Genomic DNA, 23,536 nt, shown 5'->3' on the forward strand with positions numbered 1-23,536 from the left:
ACCTTACGATGCAGAAAAGACGAGTAGGTACTTCTGATCTTCAAGTTTCTGAAATATCTTTTGGGACAATGAGTATCGGTACTGACGAGCAGCAAGGAATCCGGCTGCTTCACGAAGCACAGGATCTAGGTATCAATTACTTCGACACAGCAGATTTATATGATCAAGGTAAAAATGAAGAGATTGTCGGAAAAGCATTCAAAGGCAGAAGAGACAAAGTCATTCTTGCCAGCAAAGTCGGGAACCGGCTAGATCCTGGAGGAGAGTCATGGCATTGGGATGCGAGTAAGGAATATATTGTGTCACAGATTAAAGAAAGCCTCCGCAGACTGCAAACTGATTACTTGGATCTCTACCAGCTTCACGGAGGAACGATGGACGACAATATTAACGAGACGATCGATGCATTCGAAACGTTGAAAAAAGAAGGCCTGATCCGTTATTACGGTATTTCCTCCATCCGTCCGAATGTCATCCGTGAATATGTGAAGCGTTCGAATATCGTCAGTGTTATGATGCAATACAGCTTACTGGACAGACGACCAGAAGAGAAAGTACTCGATTATTTGACAGATAACAATATCAGTGTATTTGCACGCGGCAGTGTTGCCAAAGGGATGCTGAGTGACAAAGCCAGCGAGAAGGTAAAACAAAAAGGTGCAGATGGCTATCTGACTCACACCTACGAGGAACTGCTGGCTGCCAGTGAAAAACTGAGTGTACTGGCTGAGCAGGAACAAACTTCCGTCACCTCGTTAACTGTACGTTATGTGCTGCAGCACCCCGCTTTGGCCAGTGCTGTTATGGGAGCAAGTTCTTTGGAGCAGGTAAAGCAGAATGCCAAACTCCCTACTGAAAGGCTGCCTGATGCAATGTACGAAAAGCTTCAGCAATTCACTCGGCAAATCACTTATACCAGCCATCGATAATACAAATTAGAAGCTAGCAGGAATCTCCCCTGCTAGCTTCTGTTTTTTTCTCTATGAAATCCGTTTGAGTCAGGTGTGTTTGCGGAATCAGTGCGTTCAAGTAGCCTTCCTTACTGGATAAACGAAATACATTATTACTGAAATCGAGCTTCACTTCCTCGGCAAAAAATACTTCCTGCTGCTGGTCTATCAATGCGGGTATCGCTTCACTCTCAACATCGATATCATGCGCTCGCGGTTCTTCTGCAAGACGGACTGTCGGGATGCCATTCACCTTACAGCCGATTCCTACTGTATCGTAAAATAAAACCAGATAACGATGAGTCTCATCTTGTAATGCTTGTATTTTTTCTAGAGCTGTTTCTGTAACCGTCAATTTCATATTTTCTTCCTCCTTCATTTCTTATTGAACTGTTTGCCGAGCAGTATTTCCGCCAGACCCGGCATTAGCTGATACACCTTGCTGCCTATTCCCATCCAGCTAGGAAGGTTGATTTCACGCTTGTTCTTCCCGATGCTAGAAATGACTTTACGGGCCACTTTATCAGGCTGCAGCATATAGCGAGCACTCGCCTCACGATATCGTCCGCTCGGGTCAGCTGTGTCAAAAAAGTTTGTGTCCATCGGTCCAAGATTTACCGTTGTAACATGAACCCCGTATGGCTTCAGCTCCTGGCGCAGTCCATTACTGAAGCCGATAATGCTGTGTTTACTTGCGCCGTAAACTGCCGCTTTAGGCGTGGCTACTTTACCAGCCATCGAACCAATCATTATTACATGTCCTGTACCCTGCTTCAGCATAACTGGAAGTATTGCTGCTGAAGCTTCCATTGCTGCCAAGGAATTAACTCGCATGGTCGTTTCTATTTGCGTTGGGTCTGTATCGGTGAAAAGACGGAAATAACCGACGCCCGCATTATTGATCAATACATCAATACGCTGATTTTCCCTAACGATCTGCTGCAAGGCTGATTGCCATTCATCGGGGTTATTCAGATCTGCCTTGTATAATGTTACATTCGTCTGGAATCGTTCATTAAGCTCTTCTGCTATCTGCTTCAGCTTATCCTCAGATCTTGCGACGAGCAGCAATTGATAGCCAGCTGCTGCTGCTTCAACGGCAAGTTCTCTTCCAAGTCCACTTGAAGCTCCGGTAATCAATAGGCTTTTCTTGTTTGCTTCCATATGCTGTACCTCTTTCTGTTTACCCATCTTTCAATATGTTTATGTACGGAATGCAAACCGAATGGCACGTTCCATCAAGTCTGGCAGCTTGCCAAAACTATAGTTCACTTCCAGACGCTCTGTCCACTGATGTGCATCCTTACCGTAAGGTCCCAGATGTAAAACTGGCATTTGCAACCCTTTCATCAGGTCAGCCGGCAGCGTGAATCCTTTCTGCTGCAATGGCATATTCAATATCAGATCCTGTATCGCCGTTCCTGAAGTTGGCTTTCCAATGAAGCTGGAATCAGATAGACCAGGGAAAAACTGTACTTCTGTCAATTCTGTAGAAAACCTAACTTTTGCATCAGATTGAATATCAGCAATCAAATTCTGTATATAAGCATCCTTCTTAGATGAGACGGCAGGATAAAATGGCGGGCTGTAAAAAAGAACAATAACAGGAGCTAGATCATGACACATGCTCACCAGTTCTTTGACAAGCTTAGTCGAAAAATCACGGTCCCCTTCCTTCCGAGTCGTTACGAGCCGGTTTTGCCTTCTTTCCACTTTTGTCTTACCAAACCGTTTAACAGCATGCGCATAAAGTTCCTCATAAAACATAGTCTTAATTTTGAAAGCTATTGGCTGAAAAGCATTCGATTTTGCCGCAGAAAGACTGGCTTTTTGCTGATAATGTCTTTCTATCTTCCTAGCAGCTCTCTCCATTGCTTGCTTTAATTTCGTATTTATCTCTTGAATGGATTGTTCCAAAAACAGCACATTGTACATCGTCACAGCAGATACAGGAGTCTGCACAGAATATGCCTCTTTCAGATCACGCAGCATTAAGCTTACCGGCGGCGGAGTCACTTCCCCGTCCACTTCTTCAATGAAGGACTCCTGCAGCTCCAATTCCTGTGACAGATAACTGATCATCAGGTTAGCATTCAGTCCGCCAAAGGGCTCACCCACATGTGTTTCCTTGCCATAGCAAAAGAATCCTGGGAGTACTTTGCCGATAGAACCGCTATACATATAATTACCTGTATCACCTGGGTATTTGCTGAACACGGGTTCTCCGTTCATGCATAATTTATATACCAGCTCCTCAGTGGATTGCAGCTGCTGGAGCACTTCGAGTGCTCGCAACATACCGGCAGAATTCACCTCTTCATCCGGTACTGTCAAAAATAGGATATTTCCGTCAAAACTATCATCCATTGCACGTTCTAACATGGAAAGATGGATTGCCAGCCCAGCCTTCATATCCATCGTCCCTCTGCCAAAAAGCCATTCACCTTGCTGAATTTCGTTTTTAATATACGCTGGCAGTTCTACTTCATCATTCAAATAAGCCGCAGTCAAATCATGCACCTTAGTAGCTAGATGCTGAAACGTGCCAAAGTCCTCCGTTCCAACGACATCAAAGTGACTGAGCAGGATGATAGTATCTTTTTTGTCAGATTTCTTTACTAGTGCCGTTAAAAGCTGACGGCCGTCCTTCAACGGATGAAGCTGCAAGTGATTCGGATGCTGCTGGAAGTAATGCTTTTGTTCCAGAAGGGCATGAACATGCTCCGGAAAACGGATCTCTTCGGGAGAACCTGTAATACTCTCGATTTCGACAAGCTCTGCCAGTAACGCAACTAATTCGTCCTTCGATTGCCATTGTTTCATACATGCACGTCCTTTCAAATTGACTTTTGCCAGTTTTTCTCGCACAATTCAACTATACGTCCAAGTTCGGGGTGAAACCATGTCTACCAAAATCTTTGCACATCGCGGTGCCAGCAAATATGCACCAGAAAATACGATGGCCGCTTTTCGGCTGGCGGAACTGATGCAGGCTGACGGCATCGAAACCGATGTGCAGCTGACGAAAGACCAAGTACCTGTCATCATTCATGATGAAACAATCAATCGCACGACGAACAAACGTGGATTGGTTCGAAATCTTACATATGAAGAACTGCGCCAAACAGATGCCGGTGCCTGGTTCTCTCGTGACTATGCCGGTGAGAAGATCATTTCATTGGATGTGTTTCTGCAATGGATCAAAAAGACTCCTATGCTTCTCAACCTGGAGCTGAAGACAAATAAGTTTCCGTACCCTGGTATCGAGAAAATCGTCTTACAGTGCCTCACCTACCATGGGATGAAAGATAGGACGACCATATCAAGCTTTAACACAGATACTATTCTTCGTTTTTCTGCACTGGATAACGAAATAGATACAGGCTTCCTTACATCAAGACGGCCGCGTCAGCTTTTCTCCTTGATGGAAGAGATAGGAGCGAAAGCCTTACACCCGAAATATCGCTTGCTGAATAAGAAACTTATTCAAGATTGCTTGCAGCATCAGGTGCCTATTCGGGTATATACAGTCAACCAGCCAGTTTATATACTGCGTGCTCTTGAAGCGAATTGTGATGTTATCATCTCGGATGTGCCAGATCGGGCACTCGAATTGCAAAAGGGCTATATCACTAGTTAATCAAACAATCGGAGGTCCTACAATGGCTACACCTAAATTATTTCAGCCTATCACATACAAAAACCGTACCTTTAAAAATCGCATTGTCGTCTCCCCGATGTGTATGTACAGCGTCGAAGAAAAAGATGGCAAAGTCACTCCTTTTCACATCACCCATTATGAAAGCAGGGCGATTGGGCAAGCTGGACTTGTTTTCTTGGAATCTACGGCTGTAACACCAGAAGGAAGAATATCCGATCAAGACCTTGGCATTTGGTCTGATGCTCATATAGAAGGACTTCGTGCCGTCAGCGATAGAATTCAGGCTCATGGCAGCAAAAGCGGTATCCAGCTTGGTCACGCCGGCAGAAAATCAAGAGCAGAAGATCCAATTGTCGCACCAAGTAATGTGCCATGGGATGGTGAATCCATCGCACCGGAAGCTTTAACAGAAGATAAGATAAACGAATTGGTCGACGCTTATCGTAAGGCTGCCATTCGTACAAAGGAAGCTGGATTCGATGTAATTGAGATCCATGCTGCTCACGGTTATCTGATCAATCAGTTTCTCTCTCCACTGACAAACAAGCGAATTGATTCCTATGGCGGAGCACGTGAAAACCGCTATCGTTTTCTCCGAGAGGTGCTCGATGCAGTCAAGCAGGTTTGGGATGGTCCATTATTCGTCCGTATTTCTGCAGATGAATATGCAGAAGGCGGCAATGGTATAAATGACTTTATCTACTTCAGCATTGAAATGAAACGGCAAGGAGTCGATTTGATCGACTGCAGCACAGGAGGAGTCGTCCCTGAAGGTCCATCCACGGTGTATCCTGGCTATCAAGTGGTTCATGCAGAACGGATACGAAAGCATGCTCTTGTCGATACTGCAGCTGTCGGATTAATTACAAACGGACAAATGGCTGAGGAAATATTGCAAAATGAACGTGCAGACCTTGTCTTTGTCGCACGCGCAATGCTGCGCAACCCATATTGGCCGCTCGAAGCGGCCGAACAGCTGAATTATACATTGGAAGCGCCGGTTATGTATAAACGGGGCTGGTAACTGCAGGAGGCTTTTTATTATGGAACTACATTTTTTAGGAACAGGTGCGGGATTGCCATCAAAAGATCGAAATGTAACGAGCATCTGTTTGTCAATGCCGCAGGAGCGGCAAGCAGTCTGGATGTTTGATTGCGGCGAAGCAACCCAGCATCAGCTGCTTTATTCACCGTTAAAGCCTGGTAAAATTGAAAAAATCTTTATCACTCACTTGCACGGGGATCATATATATGGATTGCCTGGTTTGTTATCGACCCGCTCGTTCCAGCAATCCGATCTGCAACTGGAAATCTACGGACCGCTAGGCATCAAGGAATTTATCGAAGTCTCCTTGCGCGTCAGTGGCAGTAATGTGGCTAGCTCCCTTATCATCCACGAGATTGAACCAGGGCGAATTTTCGAAGATGAAGGCTGGAAAGTCGATGCCATCAAGCTTTCTCACGGCATCCCCTGCCTCGGATATATTGTGGAAGAAAAAGCAGTACAAGGGGAACTTAAAGTGGAGAAGCTCAGACATATGGGGATCTCGCCCGGCCCGATTTATCGTCAAATCAAAAACCAGGAAATTACTGAATTGCCTGATGGGCAGCAAATTAAAAGATCTGATGTTGTCGGCCCGGACAAACCAGGCAGAAAAATAGCTATTTTAGGTGACACAACCTATCTGCCTGAGCTTAAGGATAATGTGGAAGGCGCTGACATTCTCGTCCATGAGTCAACTTTTTCCGCAGATGAACCAGAAATGGCAAAGGCTTATGGGCATTCTACCGCTTTACAAGCCGCAAGCCTAGCTAGCAATGCAAATGTGAAAAAATTAATCTTAACCCATATCTCAGCACGATATCACCAAGACGATGCACAGATACTAGCAGATCAAGCACGATCCATTTTCCCTGAAACAGAACTGGCGGAAGATATGCGTGTCTTCGATATACCAAAAAATAGCAGCGATTCATGAGAATCGCTGCTATTTTTTATAGTCATCAAGAAAATCCTTTTGGAAGCTTGTTCTTATACTATCTGAAGCTGATGAATGTAAAGTTTGGAAAGGATTTTTCCCAAATTTAGCTGTCAGTTGATCGATGGCCTGATATAAGCCCTCTTTTGATGCTTCTTTTTCGTATGTGAACAAATCAAGTTGCTTGCCAACGTCCTTTTTCTCCGCCACATCAAAAACACTGACACCTAACAAACGAATTGGTTCTCCGTTCCAATGCTTCTGCAGCAAGGATTGCGCATGGTTGAACACTTCATTCGCTGATTCCATAAAATGCTGCAACTTCATACTTCGAGTGATTGTTTTACGATCATGGTAACGTATCATAAGCTGTATACCCTTTGCAATCGCTTCTTTCCGGTGCATGCGTTTCTCTACACTTCTAGATAAATCCCTGAGTAGCTTATCCAATTCTTTATCATCGGTTGTATCCTGCGGAAGCGTCTGCGAGCTTCCGATACTTTTGAAACTGTTTACCGCTTCTGGGTCAACCGGTCTGTCATCTAAACCATTGGCTCGATTTGCCAGTCTCTCCCCGTTTATACCGAAGATGCGTTTTAACTGGTATATATCCTTATGAGCTAAGTCACCAATCGTCTTAATACCGAGTGACCGCATTTTCTCTGCAGTCTTTTCACCGACACCGTACATTTCTTCAATCGGAAGCGGCCACAGTAATTCAGGAATATCCCGCTTTCGCAATATTGTGATGCCAAGCGGTTTTTTCATATCTGAGGCCATCTTGGCTAGAAATTTATTCGGAGCGATCCCGATGCTGCAAGGTAAATCCAGCTCCTTCAAGATACGGTTCTGTATTGTTTGGGCAATTTCCAAGGAAGATCCCAAATGAGCATAATCCGTTACATCCATATATCCTTCATCTATGGAAACCGGCTGAATAACTGGCGTCACTTCCTGCAGAATTTTAAACATCTCACTGGAAGCTTTCCGGTACCGTTCAAAGTTCGGGCGCAGCACGAGCAATTCCGGGCATAAGCGCCTCGCTTCCCAAAGCGTCATTGTCGTTCGAACACCCTTTTTCCTCGCTTCATAGCTGCTTGTTACGACGATACCTTTCCGCTCGGCAGGGTTTCCGCAGATTGCGAGCGGCTTTCCGCGGAGCGTTGGATCATATGCCATCTCAACCGAAGCATAAAAACTATTCATATCCACATGGAAAATAGCCCTTCCTTTTGGCTGCATGCTGTCCCTCCTCTCAATGCGAACTGTCGTTCTTATTATATCATGTTTGCAAAAAAAATAGGAGGCATGTGCCTCCTACTTATCAGCTGTTCGCAACCTCACGGATGATGGCTGCAACCAATTCAGCTGATTTAACCAATTCAGCTACTGGAATACGCTCATTAGTTGTATGGATTTCTTCATAGCCGACAGACAGGTTGACGGTCGGAATTCCAAAACCTGCAATTACATTCGCATCACTGCCGCCGCCACTTCTTGTTAAGTTACTGTCACGCCCAATGGTTTTCGCCGCAGCACGAGCAACTTCGACAACACGGTCTCCAGCTTGCTGCTTATAGCCTGGGTACATCACTTTTACTTCTACCTCTGCACGGCCGCCCATATCTTCGGCAGTCTGTTCAAAAGCACGTTTCATTTTCTGAACTTGTTCTTCCATCTTACTTGTTTCCAAAGATCTTGCTTCAGCTAGTATTTCGACGTAATCACAAACTATATTTGTCTGTTTACCACCAGCAAAGCTTCCGATATTCGCAGTCGTTTCTTCATCAATTCTTCCAAGAGGCATCTTCGAAATTGCTCTTGCTGCTAACGTTATAGCAGAAATCCCCTTTTCAGGTGCCACACCCGCATGTGCAGTCTTTCCATAAATCTTGGCCAGCACCTTTGCTTGCGTTGGAGCTGCCACGACAATGTCACCAACCGGGCCATCGCTGTCAATTGCATACCCGAATGAAGCTGTCAGCAAGGATGGATCTAGTGCCCGGCTTCCGACAAGTCCGGATTCCTCACCAGCTGTGATAATGAACTGCACTGTGCCATGCAGCAATTCCTGCTCCCTATAAACCTTGATAGTTTCAAGGATTGCGGCTAGTCCCGCTTTATCATCCGCACCGAGAATAGTCGTACCGTCGCTCGTAATATATCCATCCTTGATCTGCGGTTTAATTCCTTGTCCAGGCACCACCGTATCCATGTGAGAAGTGAAATAAATTGTTTCAGCTGACTCGACATTTCCTTTCCATGTACAAATCAAATTATTTGCTCCATGGCCGGTTTTCGCCATTGAGTCATCTTCTTTTACTTGCACACCTAGTTCGGTGAACTTTCTTTTCAGCACTTCAGCAATTTCTTTTTCATTCCCTGTTTCTGAATCAACTTGTACTAATTCGAAGAACTCTTCGACTAAACGATCTTCATTCATTTTAATCATAATTATGTACTCCTATTCTACTTATTGGTTTCTCCTTGTCCCCTTACCTGCTTCCCTGTACAATGGACATAAATAGATAAGGGGGGTCCGCTTCAATGGCCAAGCATAACAAAAAAAGATCTAAGCAAAATATTGCCATGAAATTTATGGTTTACTTAATGATATTCACGATGCTTATCTCCACACTCGCAATTACCCTGAGCTATTTTGTCTTTTAGGAGACAAAATAGCTCCATCTTCTATCCCAATTTCCTCAAACGACTTCCAGCCTGTCATGATCCTTACCTTCGTCCCGACGGGCACTTGTTCAAACAATTCTTCGACATCTTCGTTCCGCATCCGTATACAACCTGCTGAGACTCGGCTGCCGATGGACTCCGGTCTGTTCGTTCCATGAATTCCGAAAGTACGTCCTTGCGTATTATTCGCGTTGAAGCCGATCCATCTGCTTCCTAACGGATTGTCTTTGTCACCACCTGCAATCTGTTTACGGGTATAGGCAGGGTACTTTGTTTTGAACAATGTCATAAACAGTCCTTCAGGTGTCGCTTCAGGTGTCTTTCCAGTGGCAACCGGATATATCTTGATAACTTCACCATCATCCAGAAAGGCGAGCTGATTTGTCGTTTTATTGACGATGATAAGCGGTCTTCCCGGCACTGGATTCTCCCCAAACGGCCATAAAGGAGAAAGTATAGACAGACAAGTGAAAGCTACAAGCAGCGTACGCATAAGAACATCTCCTTAAAGGTGATAATGCTCTTATTGTGGCTTCCTCTGTCTATTTCTATGTTGCACATCGCTTTCTTTGAACGATTGTTTCAGTTCCAGGTAGTTTTCCATTTCGTACAATAGCTGTAACAAATGGGCACGCGTTTCGAATTCCTCTCTTGTCTTTGGAAGTGGATCTTCATCGAAGGACTGTCGCAACGACTCGAGTTCTTCCAGGAACAGTACAGCCGTATTACCTGGATGCACTGAATCGGCAAGGCCGGAAAAGAAATGAGCCAGCTGCTCGCACTGCGAATAAGAAGTCTCCGGAAGTCTGCTGATAAGCGGCAGAATCCGTTTCAATATTGCAAATTGCTTCGTTCGCATCTCGAAGTAATCATAATACGGATGCTCTGACCTGAGCACATGATTCTCCACATCCCTGCCGACAAGCTGGTTTGCTTCCTTCAGAACTTTTTCCGTCTGGGTGATTTCTTCCCCTGACCATGACTGGTCGCCTTCTCGAAGATACAGTGCAACCTCTTCTAAGATCTTCGTGAAATTCCGTTCAAGAATAATCTGCTTACGTCGGATCGTAGCATCCAAGCTTGGCATATATAAATTCACTATGAGCGCCACGCCTATCCCGACAGTTATAAGGATAATCTCATTAATTATCAAATCCAGCGTGATATGGTGAGAATTATATAAATGCAAAATGATAACAGCACTTGATACGATTCCTGGCGAGACTCGCAGCATGACAGTAATCGGAATGAAGACAAGCAGCAAGATGCCTATACTAATCGGATGGAAACCAATTGTCTCAAATATCAAAAAAGACAGCACGATTGCCAACAAACAGGCAGCCACTCGATGCCAAGCAGCCAGAAAAGATTTTTTTCTCGTTACTTGAGTACACAAAATCGTCAGGATACCTGCTGATACACTGTTTTCCAGCTGCAGAAGCTCCGCTATCCATATCGCGAGCGGTGTTCCTACCGCAGTCTTAATCGTACGGTAACCTATTTTCACAATGGTGCTCCTCGTCAAAAGTGATCAAAAGAAGAATAGTCCCTCATCCAATGGATGGGGACTTCTTCTGTCAAACTTCTTTACAATGCTCATCAAACAATGATTGCAGTCTATTGACTACCTCCATCGGCTCATGACCTTCGATATCATGACGTTCGATCATCGTAACAATTTCGCCGTCCTTTAAGAAAGCAAATGACGGAGAACTTGGCGGGAAGCCTGTGAAATATTGTCTAGCTCTCTCTGTCGCTTCTTTATCCTGACCTGCGAAAACCGTCACAAGCTGATCAGGGCGCTTGTCATAATGCAGACTATGCGCAGCTGCCGGGCGAGCAATCCCGCCGGCACATCCACAGACGCTGTTGATCATTACAAGTGTTGTTCCGGAGTTTTTAAGCGTGGAATCCACGTCCTCCGGTGTTGTTAATTCTGTATATCCTGCATCGGTAAGATCTTTCCTAGCAGTCGTTACAATATCGTTCATAAACATTCTGAAATCTGCCATCGGTATTCCTCCTTTTACACTATTTTAAGTGTATCAGCAATTTCAGTCTCTTTCAATTTCTTTGAACTTCTCAGTAGACCGGCATCGTTGATTCGGATACGTTCTCCAGAATCTCTTTCACTCTAGCCATGAATTGTCCGCAGATCAAACCATCAAGAACTCGATGATCCAGGCTGAGACACAGATTCACCATATCTCTAGCAGCGAACATATCATTGATGATGACTGGCCGTTTTACAATCGATTCTACTTGCAATATTGCTGCTTGCGGATAGTTGATGATGCCCATGCTTTGGACTGAACCAAAGGAGCCAGTGTTGTTCACCGTAAATGTTCCGCCTTGCATGTCAGCTGCTGTTAGTTTACCTGTACGAGCTTTTTTAGCAAGGTTCGTAATTTGTTTTGCAACACCTTTTACACTCAAGTCATCAGCAGATTGAATGACCGGGACAAATAATTCCTGATCTTTTGCTACCGCAATAGAAATATTTACGTCGTCATGCTGGATTATCTTATCGCCTGCCCAAGAGCTGTTTAGCTGCGGGAATTCCTTCAGTGCCTGTGCGATAGCTTTTACGAAGAAACTAAAGAAAGTTAGCGAATAACCTTCTTTTTCTTTGAATGTATCCTTTACCTTATTACGGTAAGCAACCAGGTCAGTAACATCCACTTCCACCATCATCCATGCATGCGGAATTTCAGTTGCTGCTTTAACCATATTATTTGCAATAGCTTTTCTAACACCGGTAACCGGTATAGCTTTACCAGCAGCGTCTGATTGTGTTACTTTTGCTGGTTCAGTTGTCTGCTCATCACGTACAGGTGATGGTGCCTCTGCAGTTGCTGTTTGCTTTTGCTCTTGTTTTTGCGGCTTTTCACCAGACGCAATGATTGCTTCGACGTCCTTGCGTGTAATCCGTCCGCCTTTCCCGGTGCCTGTAATAGCAGTAAGGTCTAAATCATTTTCTTGTGCAAGCCGCATAACTGCTGGTGAATAACGCGATTTCATCGCTGTATCAGGACTAGCAGTACTGATTGATTCTGTTTCAGCTGCAGCAGATGAAGGTGTATCTGTTTGTTTCTTCTCTCCCGCCTCTTCTGTTTCAATTGTACAAATCAACGTGCCTACTTCGACCGTATCACCTTCGGACACAACCAATTCTTTGATCACACCAGTAAAACTGCTTGGGATTTCTGCATTGACTTTATCTGTCATCACTTCTGCGATGGCATCATATTTACTTACTTGGTCACCTGGTTTGACGAGCCACGTGCTAATCGTACCTTCTGTGACACTTTCACCAAGCTTTGGCATTGTTATTTTTTCTATCGTCATCATTACACCTCGTTTAGAATTCCGCTAATTCTCGCATGGCTGCTTCCACTTTAGCAGGATTGACCATGAAGTATTTCTCTGTACTAGGCGCATAAGGCATCGCTGGCACATCGGGTGCTGCCAATCGCTGAATCGGCGCATCCAGGTCGAAGAGGCAATTCTCTCCGATGATTGCTGCAACTTCACCAATAATCGAGCCTTCTTTATTATCTTCTGTAATAAGCAAAACTTTTCCTGTCTTGGAAGCAGCCTCGATGATCGCATCTTTATCAAGCGGATAAATGGTACGCAGATCAAGGATATGTGCTTCGATACCTTCAGCAGCAAGCTTTTCAGCCGCCTGCAGTGCAAAATGCACACATAAGCCGTACGTAATAACCGTTATATCGGAACCTTCGCGTTTCACATCTGCTTTTCCAATCGGCAACGTGTACGGATCAGCTGGCACTTCACCTTTGATAAGACGGTAAGCACGTTTATGTTCAAAGAACAATACAGGATCCGGATCCTGTATAGCTGCTTTTAAGAGCCCTTTCGCGTCATAAGGCGTGGAAGGCATAACAATCTTCAAGCCAGGCTGGTTAGCGAAAACCGCCTCTACGGATTGGGAATGATATAAAGCACCATGGACGCCGCCACCATATGGAGCACGTATCGTAACTGGACAAGTCCAGTCGTTATTGGATCGGTAACGGATCTTTGCTGCTTCTGAGACGATTTGGTTAACCGCCGGCATGATGAAATCAGCGAACTGCATTTCAGCAATCGGCTTTAAACCATACATCGCAGCACCTACTGCAACACCGGCGATTGCCGATTCTGCAAGAGGAGCATCCAGTGCACGGTCTGCACCGAATGTATCATACAGGCCATCTGTAGCTCGGAACACACCGCCTTTTTTTCCGACGTCTTCTCCTAATACGAAAACTTTTTCATCTGCTTCCATTTCTTCACGCATCGCCTGCGTAATTGCCTGGATATAGGACATTACTGGCATTATTTCTCCCCCTTAATCGGCATACACATGAAGCAGTGCGGATTCCGGTTCCGGATCTTCAGCATGCTCAGCATAGTCTGTTGCTTCATTTACGATTTGCTTAATTTCTTCTTCCATTTGGTTTTCTAAGTCTTCTGTCAGAACTCCAGTTTCACGCAGATAGGCACCGAATGTCAGCAATCCATCTTTCTTACGCTCTTCCTCGACTTCTTGCTTTTCCCGGTATGTCATATCATCGTCATCACTGGAATGCGGTGTGAGACGGTATCCTACTGTCTCAATAAGCGTAGGTCCTTCTCCATTCAGTGCACGCTCTCGCGCTTCTTTCACAGTTTGATATACAGCTAAAGGATCATTACCGTCAATCGTAAATCCTGGCATGCCATACCCTTGAGCGCGATCAGACACATTCACGCAGCCAAGCTGTTTTTCCTGCGGAACACTGATGGCATATTTATTATTTTGAACCATCGTAATTACCGGTAATTTATGAACACCTGCAAAATTCAAACCCTCGTGGAAATCACCTTGGTTTGAGGAACCCTCACCTAATGTTACAAAGCTGACCAGCTGTTTCTTTTCCATTTTGGCAGCTAGCGCAAAACCAACAGCATGCGGCACTTGTGTTGTCACAGGTGAAGAACCAGTGACGATTCGAGAAGACTTCTTCCCAAAATGTCCTGGCATTTGACGGCCGCCGGAGTTCGGATCTTCCGCTTTCGCGAATGCAGATAGCATCAAATCTTTCGCAGTCATACCAAACGGCATTACTAAGCCTAAGTCACGATAATAAGGCAAAAGATAATCGATGTCTCTATCCAACGCCATTGCAGCACCAACCTGCGCTGCTTCCTGTCCTTGACAAGAAATAACAAACGGTATTTTACCAGCTCTGTTCAAGAGCCACATACGTTCATCTACTCTCCTTGCCAGGAGCATCCACTTATACATTTCCAATACTTTTTCGTCTGATATTCCAAGAGAAGCATGTCTTGTTTCTGACATCGCCGCTCCCCCTTTCTTCAATATCTTAGCCATGGATTTGCTCTCCATCGACCGCAAGTGCCGCTTCTCCGATAATTTCCGAGAGTGTCGGATGCGGATGGATCGTCTGACCAATTTCCCAAGGTGTCGCATCAAGCAGCTTGGCAAGAGCAGCTTCTGAGATCATATCAGTCACGTGTGGACCAATCATGTGCACGCCAAGCAGGTCGTTTGTCTTCTCATCGGCGATTATTTTCACGAAGCCTTCAGACTCCCCGTATACCAATGCTTTTCCGATTGCCTGGAAACTCATTTTTCCTGTTTTAACCGTATAACCTTCTGCTTTCGCTTGTGCCTCTGTCAAACCAACACTTGCTGTTTCCGGGAAGCTGTAGACACATGCAGGAACCATGCTGTAATCCAAGCTTTCCGTTTGAACGTCTGCAATATGCTCTACCGCGATCATGCCTTCTCTGGAGGCAACATGTGCCAGCTGCATACCGCCAATACAATCGCCGATTGCATAAATGTGGGATTCATTCGTCTGATAAAAAGCGTTCGTCTGGATGAAACCTTGCTCTGATAACTGGATATCAGTATTTTTCAGCCCGATATCTCCTACATTCGCCGTACGACCAACAGAGACTAGAATCTTATCAGAAACGAAAACTTGCTGTTCTCCGTCCATCTGCGCCTTGACCGTTACCTTGCTTTCATCAGCTGCAGCGTTCTCCACTTGCACATTTGTATGGATAACAATACCGCGCTTTTTGAGCTGCTTGAACATTTCCTTGCTGATATGTTCGTCTTCAGTAGGCAGGATTCGATCCTGGTATTCGAGTACGGTAACTTTTGTACCGAGATCATGGAGCATCGATGCCCACTCGATTCCGATTACACCTCCACCGATAATCGTTATGCTTTCCGGCAGTTCCTGCAGCGCCAGCGCACCTTCAGAACTAAGGATCTTAGATTCATCAAATTCGATACCTGGTAAGGCACGGGGAGAGGAACCTGTTGCAACGATTACGTTTTTCGGAAGTAAGATTTCATTTTCACTGCCGTCGGTAAATTCCACAGAAATCGTTCCTGCTGTCGGAGAGAAAATAGAAGGTCCGAGGATTCTGCCGTATCCTTGGAAAACATCAATCTTACCTTTTTCCATTAAGTGCTGAACACCGCGATGCAGCTGATCGATGATTTTTTCTTTTCTTTGCTGTACTCCTGAAAAGTCCAGACGTACATCTGTTGTATGTATACCGAAAGCTGCTGCTTCCTTTGTTTGCCGGTAAATCTCAGCGGAACGGAGTAATGCCTTGGATGGGATGCATCCTCGGTGCAGACAAGTTCCGCCAAGCTCTGCTTTTTCCACAATAGCTGTCTTTAAACCTAATTGGGAAGCACGGATAGCGGCTACGTATCCGCCCGTACCGCCTCCTAAGATGACAATGTCATATTCTCTTACCATTGTTTCTGCCTCCTATACGACATAAACTTTTGCCGCTTCTTCTTTTCGCATGACACGAAGTGCACCTTCCGTTAGAGCACGAAGCTCGTTTTCACCTGGATACACAAGCACATCAGCAATCCAGCTCACTCGATCCTTTAGCATGGAGATGAACAGCTCATCATTTGCAAGCCCGCCAGTCACTGCAATCGCATCGACTTCTCCAGAGAGAACGACGCTCATTGCGCCAACTTCTTTCGCTGTCTGATACACCATGCCTTCAAAAATCACCCTTGCTTCTTGATCGCCTTTTTTAATCCGGTCGGCAATAAGTCTTCCATCATTCGTACCGAGATAACCCATGAAACCACCCTTGGTCGTCAGCATCTTTAGAAGCTGATTCTTCGTGTACTCACCGGTTAGAGCCAGCTCAATCAAATCACCAGCCGGAACTGTTCCTGCGCGTTCGGGTGTATAAGGTCCTTCTCCGCTCAATCCATTGTTCACATCGATCACGCGTCCATGATGATGTGCACCGACAGTAATTCCGCCTCCAAGATGCACGACGATAATATTAGCTTCCTCGTAAATCTTATCCTTGGCAGCTGCCGCTTTGCGTGCAATAGCTTTATGGTTCAATGCATGGAAAATGCTCTTTCTCTCCACTCCAGGCAACCCAGAAAGCCGTGCCAGCGGATCCAATTCATCGACCACAACAGGGTCAGTGATGAAAGCCGGTATATGAAGGCTGCTTGCAATTTCATAAGCAATCAATCCTCCTAAATTGGAGGCGTGTTCGCCATTATAGCCTGCTTTAAGATCAGCAAGCATTGCTTCGTTCACACGATATGTACCGCCCTCAAGCGGACGGAGCAGTCCGCCGCGTGCACAGACCGCAGTTAGCTTCGATACGTTGATACCTTCGAAATCCAATGCATCCAAAATGATTTGTTTCCGAAACTGGTACTGATCCATCACTTTTTCAAATCCGCCGATATCTTCTAAATCATGGCGGATCACTCGTTCAAAAATGTTATGCTCGTCATCAAACACACCGATTTTCGTAGAAGTAGAACCTGGATTAATAGCTAAAATACGGTTTTCTGCTGTTTGCACGCGGTTTCCCCCTCGTTATTATCTTCTGCTTAAAGTATGATGACCGTTACGCAGGAATTGGCTTCTGGATCTGCGCATTGTTTCGATTCTCTCCTCAGCCATTCTATCAGCAGCAAGACTAGTCGGAATGTCATCACGTTTTGCAATTTCGAATACGCGCTGCAAGCTGTCATAGATTGTTTCTACTTTGCGAAGCGCACGCTCTCTGTTGTAGCCATGTAATTCATCCTCAACGTTGATAACACCGCCGGAGTTGATCACATAGTCAGGTGCATAAACGATACCGCGTTCGAACAGGATTTGTCCGTGATGTTCTTCTTTCAGCTGGTTGTTTGCAGCTCCAGCTACTACTTTCGCTTTCAACACACGCAATGTATCGTCATTGATTACTGCGCCGAGAGCACAAGGAGCAAAGATATCACATTCAACACCGTAAATATCATCCGGGTCTACTGCAGTTGCTCCGAATGCTTCAACTGCTTTCTGGACAGCTTCCTTGTTAATGTCAGTGACAATCAGTTTGGCACCCTCTGCATGAAGATGTTCACACAAAGCATAAGCAACATTTCCGATACCTTGTACAGCAATAGTCTTTCCTTCCAAGCTGTCATCACCGAATGCTTCTTTGGCCGACGCTTTAATTCCTTTGTATACGCCATAAGCTGTTACTGGAGATGGGTTGCCTGATGAGCCAGATTCAGCAGAGATACCAGTTACGAAATCCGTTTCTGTATGGATAAGCTCCATATCCTCTACTGTCGTGCCAACATCTTCTGCTGTGATGTAGCGGCCATTCAAAGATTGTACGTAACGGCCGAATGCGCGGAACATCGCTTCGTTTTTGTCTTTTTTCGGATCCCCGATAATAACAGTCTTTCCTCCGCCAAGATTCAAACCTGCAGCAGCATTTTTATACGTCATACCTTTTGCCAGTCGCAGTGCATCGACGATTGCCTCTTCTTCTGTTGCGTATGTCCACATTCTTGTGCCGCCAAGAGCCGGACCGAGTGTTGTGTCATGGATTGCGATGATTGCTTTCAAACCGGATTCTTTATCCTGGCAAAGGACTAGCTGTTCATAATCGTATTGTTCCAACGTTTCAAAGATTTTCATCTTAATTCCTCCTAGGCAAGTGATGCTGCCGCTATTGCGAAGCATATTGCAAAATATTTACTAGTGCTGTCGTCCGCACGTGATGTGAGGATAACAGGTGATTTTGTTCCGACAAGCAAGGAGGCACTTACAGCTCCTGCTGTATAGGTAAAGGATTTATATAGCATATTTCCACTTTCAATTTCCGGGACCAATAGTATGTCTGCATCTCCCGCAACAGTTGAATCAATTTTTTTGATAGCAGCCGACTGTGCAGATAAAGCACTATCCAGTGCGAGCGGACCATCAATTTGACAATTTGTAACCTGCCCACGCTGCTGCATGACAGAAAGCAGCGCTGCGTCAGTCGTCGCCGGCATGGCAGAGTTCACTTTTTCAGTGGCGGCAAGTGCGGCGACTTTAGGTTCTGTGTGGAGCATCTTCGTGTAAACAGATACGGCGTTATCTAAGATTTTCCTCTTCAACTCTAAGGACGGTGCGATATTAATACCTGCATCCGTCAAGAAAAGCAACTTATGATAAGACGGAATATCAAAGATAGCGAGCTGCGACAGGATGCTGCCTGGCTTGAGCATCGTTTTATCCTTCAATATCTTACCCGCCAAGACATCTGTGCTGACAATTCCTTTCATCAGCATTTCCGCCTTGCCTGATTTCCAGGCTTCTATCGCCATATCTGCGGCTCTGTCTGCGGATGGTGCGTGGATGCACGTAATTTTATCTTCTGTCAGCTGTTCTTCCTTCATAAACTGCTTCAGCCGATCAATATCTCCATACAGCAGAAATGTTGCCATCTGCTGATCCGCCGCTTTCTTTACTGCCTTAAGAATGGAAGGGTCATCTGAAGCTGCTATTGCAATAGTAAAACCCTGCTTCGCAGCTGCCATTTTTTCAAGAGCGGTAAACTTATGCATCGTATTCTTCCTTCCCCATTATGAAAAATCTTGCATGCCACTTCTATCAAAATCATATTTATCCATCTTATAGTAAAGATTACGAATCGACACTCCAAGCTGATCTGCCGTCGCTTTTTTATTAAAGTCGTTCGCCCGAAGAGCTGATTCAATCAGCTGCTTCTCTAAGTTCTCCACCTGTTCCTGTAAAGTGCCCGCTAAGAATTGCTGATCCAAGGATGAAATCTGCAGATGCTTCGGTTGGATAATATGTTCCGTCTTTTCCAGGAATGTCATTGCTTGGGCTATTGTTGTTTCCAGCTCTTTCACATTATGGGACCATTTCTTATCTTTCAATACACTTATTGATGCTTCAGAAACAGATTGAACAGAACATTGCAGCAGCTGATTCTGCTTGTGGACAATTGTGGATAACAGTCCTTCGAAATCTTTCATCCGCTCAACTAAAGCTGGTATATAGATTGTTATACGCTTTAGCCTCTCGAAGAACGGTTCATAAAATCGTTTTTCGAAAACCGCGCGTTCTAAAGGATGACGCGCACTAACTATTATCCGAACATCCACTTGTTTCAATTTCCCGGAGGTGAGCTGCAGTTTACCTGTAGTCATGAAGTCTGAAAGCTTTTCCTGGACACGAATCGGCATACCATCTATATCATCCAGAAACAGTGTGCCGCCGTCACTTTTTTCAATCATTCCAGTAGTGTGATTGTTGCGCAGTGATCCGAATAGCTGTTTTTCTAAACTTTCTTCATCACCAACTGCACAATCGACTCGGATAAACGGCCGATGGCGTCGTTTACTTTCATTATGGATAATAGCAGCAAACATACCCTTGCCTACACCTGCATCCCCTCGCAGTAGACACGGCGCATCTGCATTTACAGCGAATTTGACTTGTTCAAGTGTGACTTGCATCGTTTCCGATTCAGATATAACATCATTCAGCGTGTATTTATTTTCCAGACTGCGGATAATCTTTCGGGCTCGTTGCACTTCATCCTGCAATTCGTGCAGTTCAGAGATATCATGTAGGACACCAACACTTCCGCGAAGCTTTCCATCGACAATGATCGGCGCCGCATTGACCATCATTTCTTTACCGTGTTTCCCGACACGCAACCGAGCACCAGTGGCTGGTCTGCGCGTCCGAAGAACCTGCATATGCAAGCTCTCCCCTTCCATGATATCCGTCACCGCCGGTTTCCCGACTATCTGCTCAGAAGTGTATCCGGTTAGCCGTGTATAAGCAGGATTGACAATCAGACCAATACCATTCTCGTCTACTACACTGATTGCCTCCTGCGAGGAATCAATAATCGCTTCCAACATTGACTTCACTTCTCTGGCATCTGTAAGTTTTTCTGCTAAAGCAACGATATCAATTGTTTTCTTCATTACACTAAAAGCACCAGTTACTTCCTCTTGGTCATTTTCCATCGGAGCACAGGTATAGACAATCTCAATACCGGAAGGAAGTCTTAGCTGTTCATCCACGTAACGCTCTCTTTTTCGAATAGTCTCAGGCAGCCTCGAGTCAGGCAGAACATACGTAATCGGCTGTCCTATCAGTTGGTGTTTCTTGCTGCCAAGCAGTTTTTCGGCTGCTTCGTTTATATATATAATCTCGTCCTGGCGATTGACGCACAGGACCCCCTCATGCAAGTACTCCAGCGTTTTACTGCGAAACTGCTGGTTATTATATGTAGAAGTTTTCTCTGTCTCTTCTTGAGATGCGAATGCTAGCATCAGATGTGCGCTTTGTCCGGATATGATTTCCGCTTTGCAGGAAGTCGGTTCAAGGTAGTCTGTTAATCTTTCTGAAGTTTCCAGCACAAAGTCGACGTGATCAAGCGATTCCGCCGTCACGTCTTTCCAGAGAGGAATATCTAATCGTTCAGCTTGATATTTCACGATTGCACTAGGCTGTTTGACTAGCATTCCGACTATCCGAAAGCCTTTTTTCCGTTGGAACAATTTAATAAATTCAACTGCTTCTTCCCCTGCTCCAACAATAAGTAATTGTTTCAATATAATCACATCCTGCAAAGTTTTGCACATATATAGCGTAAACTAGTCTGCAGAAATTAGCAATAATAAGATTTTTGACATGCAAGGAGTGACTATTTCATCTAATATCTTTCTTAACTATACCTCTTATCTTCCCTTCACGCTCATAGAGTTCTCTGAGGAAATTCATATGCAAATAGGCAGAAGTTGAGGACTCTCAGATGATTGAACACAACCTTACTACAGAGGATAACTCCAACTATATATGTGTGCATTATTTCGTAGTTGGTTCTGCAAAGAATTTCATTTATAAAACAGGAAACAAGGTTTCATTTGATACACTCGCCTATTTAAAAAATCACCTTGCATCCATAACGCTATCCAAGTTATCAATTTTAACCTGTAGCTCTATGTCCTTCATTGCATCAAACAGCATAAAGTTCGTATTCTCTTACAGGATTACCAATGCACAATAAATCGAAACATTTTCAAGTATCAGTCCTCTGAATAATAGAAAATACCTTCTTTTTTCTGCAGATAGAAGCGTCGGTGTAAGGGGCAATATCGCAGAACTGATCTACAGCTCTACTCGTTATATGTACAATCAGATTATCGAGCTAAGCTTTAGCAGACTGGAACGTTCATTCTTGGGGATTTAGAGGAATTGACGTGCAAAGAAGTAATAGAAACCCCTTCCAAAAGATTGAAAGCACTTTTACACTATTGCTATAAGGGTACCTGAAAGCAGAAAAAGGAGTCTAGGAGACAGCAGTTCTATAGATTTAAAGTTAAAAATCCGGACAACGTCGGAAAAGACGCTGCCCGGATGCTTTATTTCTGGAAAAATGCTGTATACAAAGATTGCACTGCTTCATTGATTTGACGTGCTTTGACACCGAACATCAACGATACTTCTGAGGATCCTTGGTTGATCATTTCGATGTTCACATTTGCATCAGTAAATGCTTTTGTAGCTGTGCTGGATACACCAATTGTCTCGATCATTCCTTCACCAACAATCATGATCATGGCCAACTCACGGTCAATCGATACTTGATCCGCTTGCAGTTCTTCTTTTAGTCTGCGAACGACAATTGCTTCTTTGTCAGGCGGCAGCTGGCTTTCACGGAGAATTACGCTCATATCGTCGATTCCGGATGGTGCATGCTCGAAGGATATATTCTCTTCTTCAAGTATTTGCAGCAGTTTCCGTCCGAACCCTAGCTCACGGTTCATTAAGTACTTGCTGATATAGATACTCAAGAAGCCTGTATCACTGGCGATTCCGATGACTGGATTACCGGATACTTCCCTTTCGGCCACGATCATCGTACCAGGTGCAGAAGGATTGTTTGTATTTTTCACACATACTGGTATTTTTGCTTGGAAGGCCGGAATAAGTGCTTCATCATGGAAGACAGAGAAGCCTGCATAAGACAACTCTCGCATTTCCCGGTATGTCAGCGTGTTGATCTCTTTTGGATTATCGACAATATTAGGATTTACACTGTAAACGCTATCTACATCAGTGAAGTTCTCATATAAAGAAGCTTTCACGCCTGCGCTTACGATAGAACCAGTAATATCCGACCCACCTCTTGGGAATGTTGCTAGCTTCCCTTCTTTTGTGTAGCCAAAGAAGCCCGGAATGACAAGTACTCCATCACGGTCGCGCAGTTTGTATAAAAGCTCGAAGCTCTCATCCAATATTCGCGCACCGCCTAATTCCTCTCTTACAAGCAAACCTGCTTCTTGAGGATTCACATAGGCTGCCTGCACACCTAATTTATTTAGATAAGCACTGAATACTTTGGCAAGAGAATCTTCCCCTGTCGCCTTCAACGCATCCATCTTATTAACTGCAGGGATTGAATCGGCCAGGATACCCTTCAGTTGATCCGCTATTTGCTCAACTAAATGATTATCGAGCTCTAGTTCTTCAACAATAGATCGGAAACGTGACAGAACTTTTTCTACCTGTGTACTGACGTCTTCCCCTTTGCTATGTGCTTCTCCTATAGCAATAAGTAAATCCGTTACCTTAGTATCCGCTTTGTCGCGTTTACCGGGCGCAGAAACGACGATGATTTTCCGCTCCTGATCAGCTTTCACGATTTGTGCTACTTTGCGGAGCTGTTCCGCGCTTGCTACTGAACTACCACCAAATTTTGCTACCTTCATGTGTCTCTCTCCATTACGCTTTTTCTTTACTTAGGTAAAATAGTATCACAGAGTTTCTTCTGCTGGCTAGATGAAAGACATAATTTTGAGAAAAAAGTGACTATATTAGTTAACATAATATAAATATGGTTAACTAGTGTAGTCG

Annotated in this window: 22 protein-coding genes; 5 read left to right on the top strand and 17 right to left on the bottom strand. The window is 44.7% G+C overall.

Going from position 1 to position 23,536, the window contains the following annotated elements; all coding sequences use genetic code 11:
• The first annotated feature begins 8 nt into the window (after positions 1-8).
• Positions 9-929, top strand: coding sequence for an aldo/keto reductase (locus CHH48_RS03760; RefSeq protein ID WP_095217973.1), 921 nt, complete (start codon positions 9-11; stop codon positions 927-929).
• A gap of 13 nt (positions 930-942) precedes the next feature.
• On the opposite strand, the gene CHH48_RS03765 is transcribed toward CHH48_RS03760, so the two are convergent.
• The 3 genes from CHH48_RS03765 to CHH48_RS03775 are packed head-to-tail and all read right to left on the bottom strand — an operon-like array spanning position 943 to position 3,773.
• Complete coding sequence (locus CHH48_RS03765; protein WP_175073000.1) at positions 943-1,311, bottom strand: iron-sulfur cluster biosynthesis family protein; 369 nt, start codon at positions 1,309-1,311, stop codon at positions 943-945.
• Between the two features lie 14 nt (positions 1,312-1,325).
• A complete protein-coding gene (locus CHH48_RS03770; protein ID WP_176466358.1) occupies positions 1,326-2,114 on the bottom strand; it encodes an SDR family NAD(P)-dependent oxidoreductase in 789 nt (262 codons plus the stop codon).
• A 39-nt stretch (positions 2,115-2,153) separates the two neighbouring features.
• Entirely contained in the window at positions 2,154-3,773 is a 1,620-nt protein-coding gene (locus CHH48_RS03775) for a M20/M25/M40 family metallo-hydrolase (protein ID WP_095217976.1), read from the bottom strand.
• Positions 3,774-3,852: 79 nt separating this feature from the next.
• On the opposite strand from CHH48_RS03775, the gene CHH48_RS03780 reads away from it, so the two are divergent.
• The 3 genes from CHH48_RS03780 to rnz are packed head-to-tail and all read left to right on the top strand — an operon-like array spanning position 3,853 to position 6,590.
• A complete protein-coding gene (locus tag CHH48_RS03780; RefSeq protein ID WP_095217977.1) occupies positions 3,853-4,590 on the top strand; it encodes a glycerophosphodiester phosphodiesterase in 738 nt (245 codons plus the stop codon).
• 22 nt (positions 4,591-4,612) lie between these two features.
• Positions 4,613-5,635 carry an NADPH dehydrogenase NamA gene (gene namA, locus CHH48_RS03785; RefSeq protein ID WP_095217978.1) on the top strand — a complete coding sequence of 341 codons (1,023 nt, stop codon included), beginning with the start codon at positions 4,613-4,615 and terminating at the stop codon, positions 5,633-5,635.
• Positions 5,636-5,654: 19 nt separating this feature from the next.
• On the top strand, positions 5,655-6,590 hold the full coding sequence (rnz, locus tag CHH48_RS03790; RefSeq protein ID WP_095217979.1) for a ribonuclease Z: 936 nt from the start codon (positions 5,655-5,657) through the stop codon (positions 6,588-6,590).
• 9 nt (positions 6,591-6,599) lie between these two features.
• Here rnz and CHH48_RS03795 read toward each other — a convergent pair whose 3' ends face one another.
• Positions 6,600-7,832, bottom strand: a complete 1,233-nt coding sequence (locus CHH48_RS03795; protein ID WP_095217980.1) for a DNA polymerase IV — start codon at positions 7,830-7,832, stop codon at positions 6,600-6,602.
• An 82-nt stretch (positions 7,833-7,914) separates the two neighbouring features.
• Positions 7,915-9,042: a M20/M25/M40 family metallo-hydrolase gene (locus tag CHH48_RS03800; protein ID WP_095217981.1), complete on the bottom strand. Its 1,128-nt coding sequence runs from the start codon at positions 9,040-9,042 to the stop codon at positions 7,915-7,917.
• 158 nt (positions 9,043-9,200) lie between these two features.
• On the opposite strand from CHH48_RS03800, the gene CHH48_RS19915 reads away from it, so the two are divergent.
• Positions 9,201-9,260: a hypothetical protein gene (locus tag CHH48_RS19915; protein WP_366249913.1), complete on the top strand. Its 60-nt coding sequence runs from the start codon at positions 9,201-9,203 to the stop codon at positions 9,258-9,260.
• Here the strand turns inward: CHH48_RS19915 and CHH48_RS03805 are convergent.
• The 12 genes from CHH48_RS03805 to CHH48_RS03860 form a co-directional block, all read right to left on the bottom strand.
• A complete protein-coding gene (locus CHH48_RS03805; RefSeq protein WP_095217982.1) occupies positions 9,235-9,774 on the bottom strand; it encodes a L,D-transpeptidase in 540 nt (179 codons plus the stop codon). The genes CHH48_RS19915 and CHH48_RS03805 overlap by 26 nt on opposite strands.
• Before the next feature lie 30 nt (positions 9,775-9,804).
• Positions 9,805-10,788: an aromatic acid exporter family protein gene (locus CHH48_RS03810; RefSeq protein ID WP_400660218.1), complete on the bottom strand. Its 984-nt coding sequence runs from the start codon at positions 10,786-10,788 to the stop codon at positions 9,805-9,807.
• Positions 10,789-10,858: 70 nt separating this feature from the next.
• On the bottom strand, positions 10,859-11,293 hold the full coding sequence (locus CHH48_RS03815) for a BrxA/BrxB family bacilliredoxin (protein ID WP_095217983.1): 435 nt from the start codon (positions 11,291-11,293) through the stop codon (positions 10,859-10,861).
• A 70-nt stretch (positions 11,294-11,363) separates the two neighbouring features.
• Entirely contained in the window at positions 11,364-12,629 is a 1,266-nt protein-coding gene (locus tag CHH48_RS03820) for a dihydrolipoamide acetyltransferase family protein (RefSeq protein ID WP_095217984.1), read from the bottom strand.
• Between the two features lie 13 nt (positions 12,630-12,642).
• Positions 12,643-13,626 carry an alpha-ketoacid dehydrogenase subunit beta gene (locus CHH48_RS03825; RefSeq protein WP_095217985.1) on the bottom strand — a complete coding sequence of 328 codons (984 nt, stop codon included), beginning with the start codon at positions 13,624-13,626 and terminating at the stop codon, positions 12,643-12,645.
• 12 nt (positions 13,627-13,638) lie between these two features.
• Positions 13,639-14,664, bottom strand: a complete 1,026-nt coding sequence (locus CHH48_RS03830; protein ID WP_371809484.1) for a thiamine pyrophosphate-dependent dehydrogenase E1 component subunit alpha — start codon at positions 14,662-14,664, stop codon at positions 13,639-13,641.
• Positions 14,657-16,078, bottom strand: coding sequence for a dihydrolipoyl dehydrogenase (gene lpdA / locus CHH48_RS03835; protein WP_095217986.1), 1,422 nt, complete (start codon positions 16,076-16,078; stop codon positions 14,657-14,659). Before lpdA ends, CHH48_RS03830 begins: the two co-directional genes overlap by 8 nt.
• 12 nt (positions 16,079-16,090) lie before the next feature.
• On the bottom strand, positions 16,091-17,173 hold the full coding sequence (gene buk, locus CHH48_RS03840) for a butyrate kinase (RefSeq protein ID WP_095217987.1): 1,083 nt from the start codon (positions 17,171-17,173) through the stop codon (positions 16,091-16,093).
• An 18-nt stretch (positions 17,174-17,191) separates the two neighbouring features.
• Positions 17,192-18,286 carry a Glu/Leu/Phe/Val family dehydrogenase gene (locus tag CHH48_RS03845; RefSeq protein WP_095217988.1) on the bottom strand — a complete coding sequence of 365 codons (1,095 nt, stop codon included), beginning with the start codon at positions 18,284-18,286 and terminating at the stop codon, positions 17,192-17,194.
• Positions 18,287-18,297: 11 nt separating this feature from the next.
• Positions 18,298-19,200: a bifunctional enoyl-CoA hydratase/phosphate acetyltransferase gene (locus tag CHH48_RS03850; RefSeq protein WP_095217989.1), complete on the bottom strand. Its 903-nt coding sequence runs from the start codon at positions 19,198-19,200 to the stop codon at positions 18,298-18,300.
• A gap of 18 nt (positions 19,201-19,218) precedes the next feature.
• Positions 19,219-21,231, bottom strand: coding sequence for a sigma 54-interacting transcriptional regulator (locus CHH48_RS03855; protein ID WP_176466359.1), 2,013 nt, complete (start codon positions 21,229-21,231; stop codon positions 19,219-19,221).
• A gap of 810 nt (positions 21,232-22,041) precedes the next feature.
• On the bottom strand, positions 22,042-23,391 hold the full coding sequence (locus CHH48_RS03860) for an aspartate kinase (RefSeq protein ID WP_095217991.1): 1,350 nt from the start codon (positions 23,389-23,391) through the stop codon (positions 22,042-22,044).
• Positions 23,392-23,536 lie beyond the last annotated feature (145 nt).

Origin of the sequence: Terribacillus saccharophilus, assembly GCF_002272075.1 — a bacterium.
Taxonomy (GTDB): Bacteria; Bacillota; Bacilli; order Bacillales; family Amphibacillaceae; genus Terribacillus; species Terribacillus saccharophilus_A.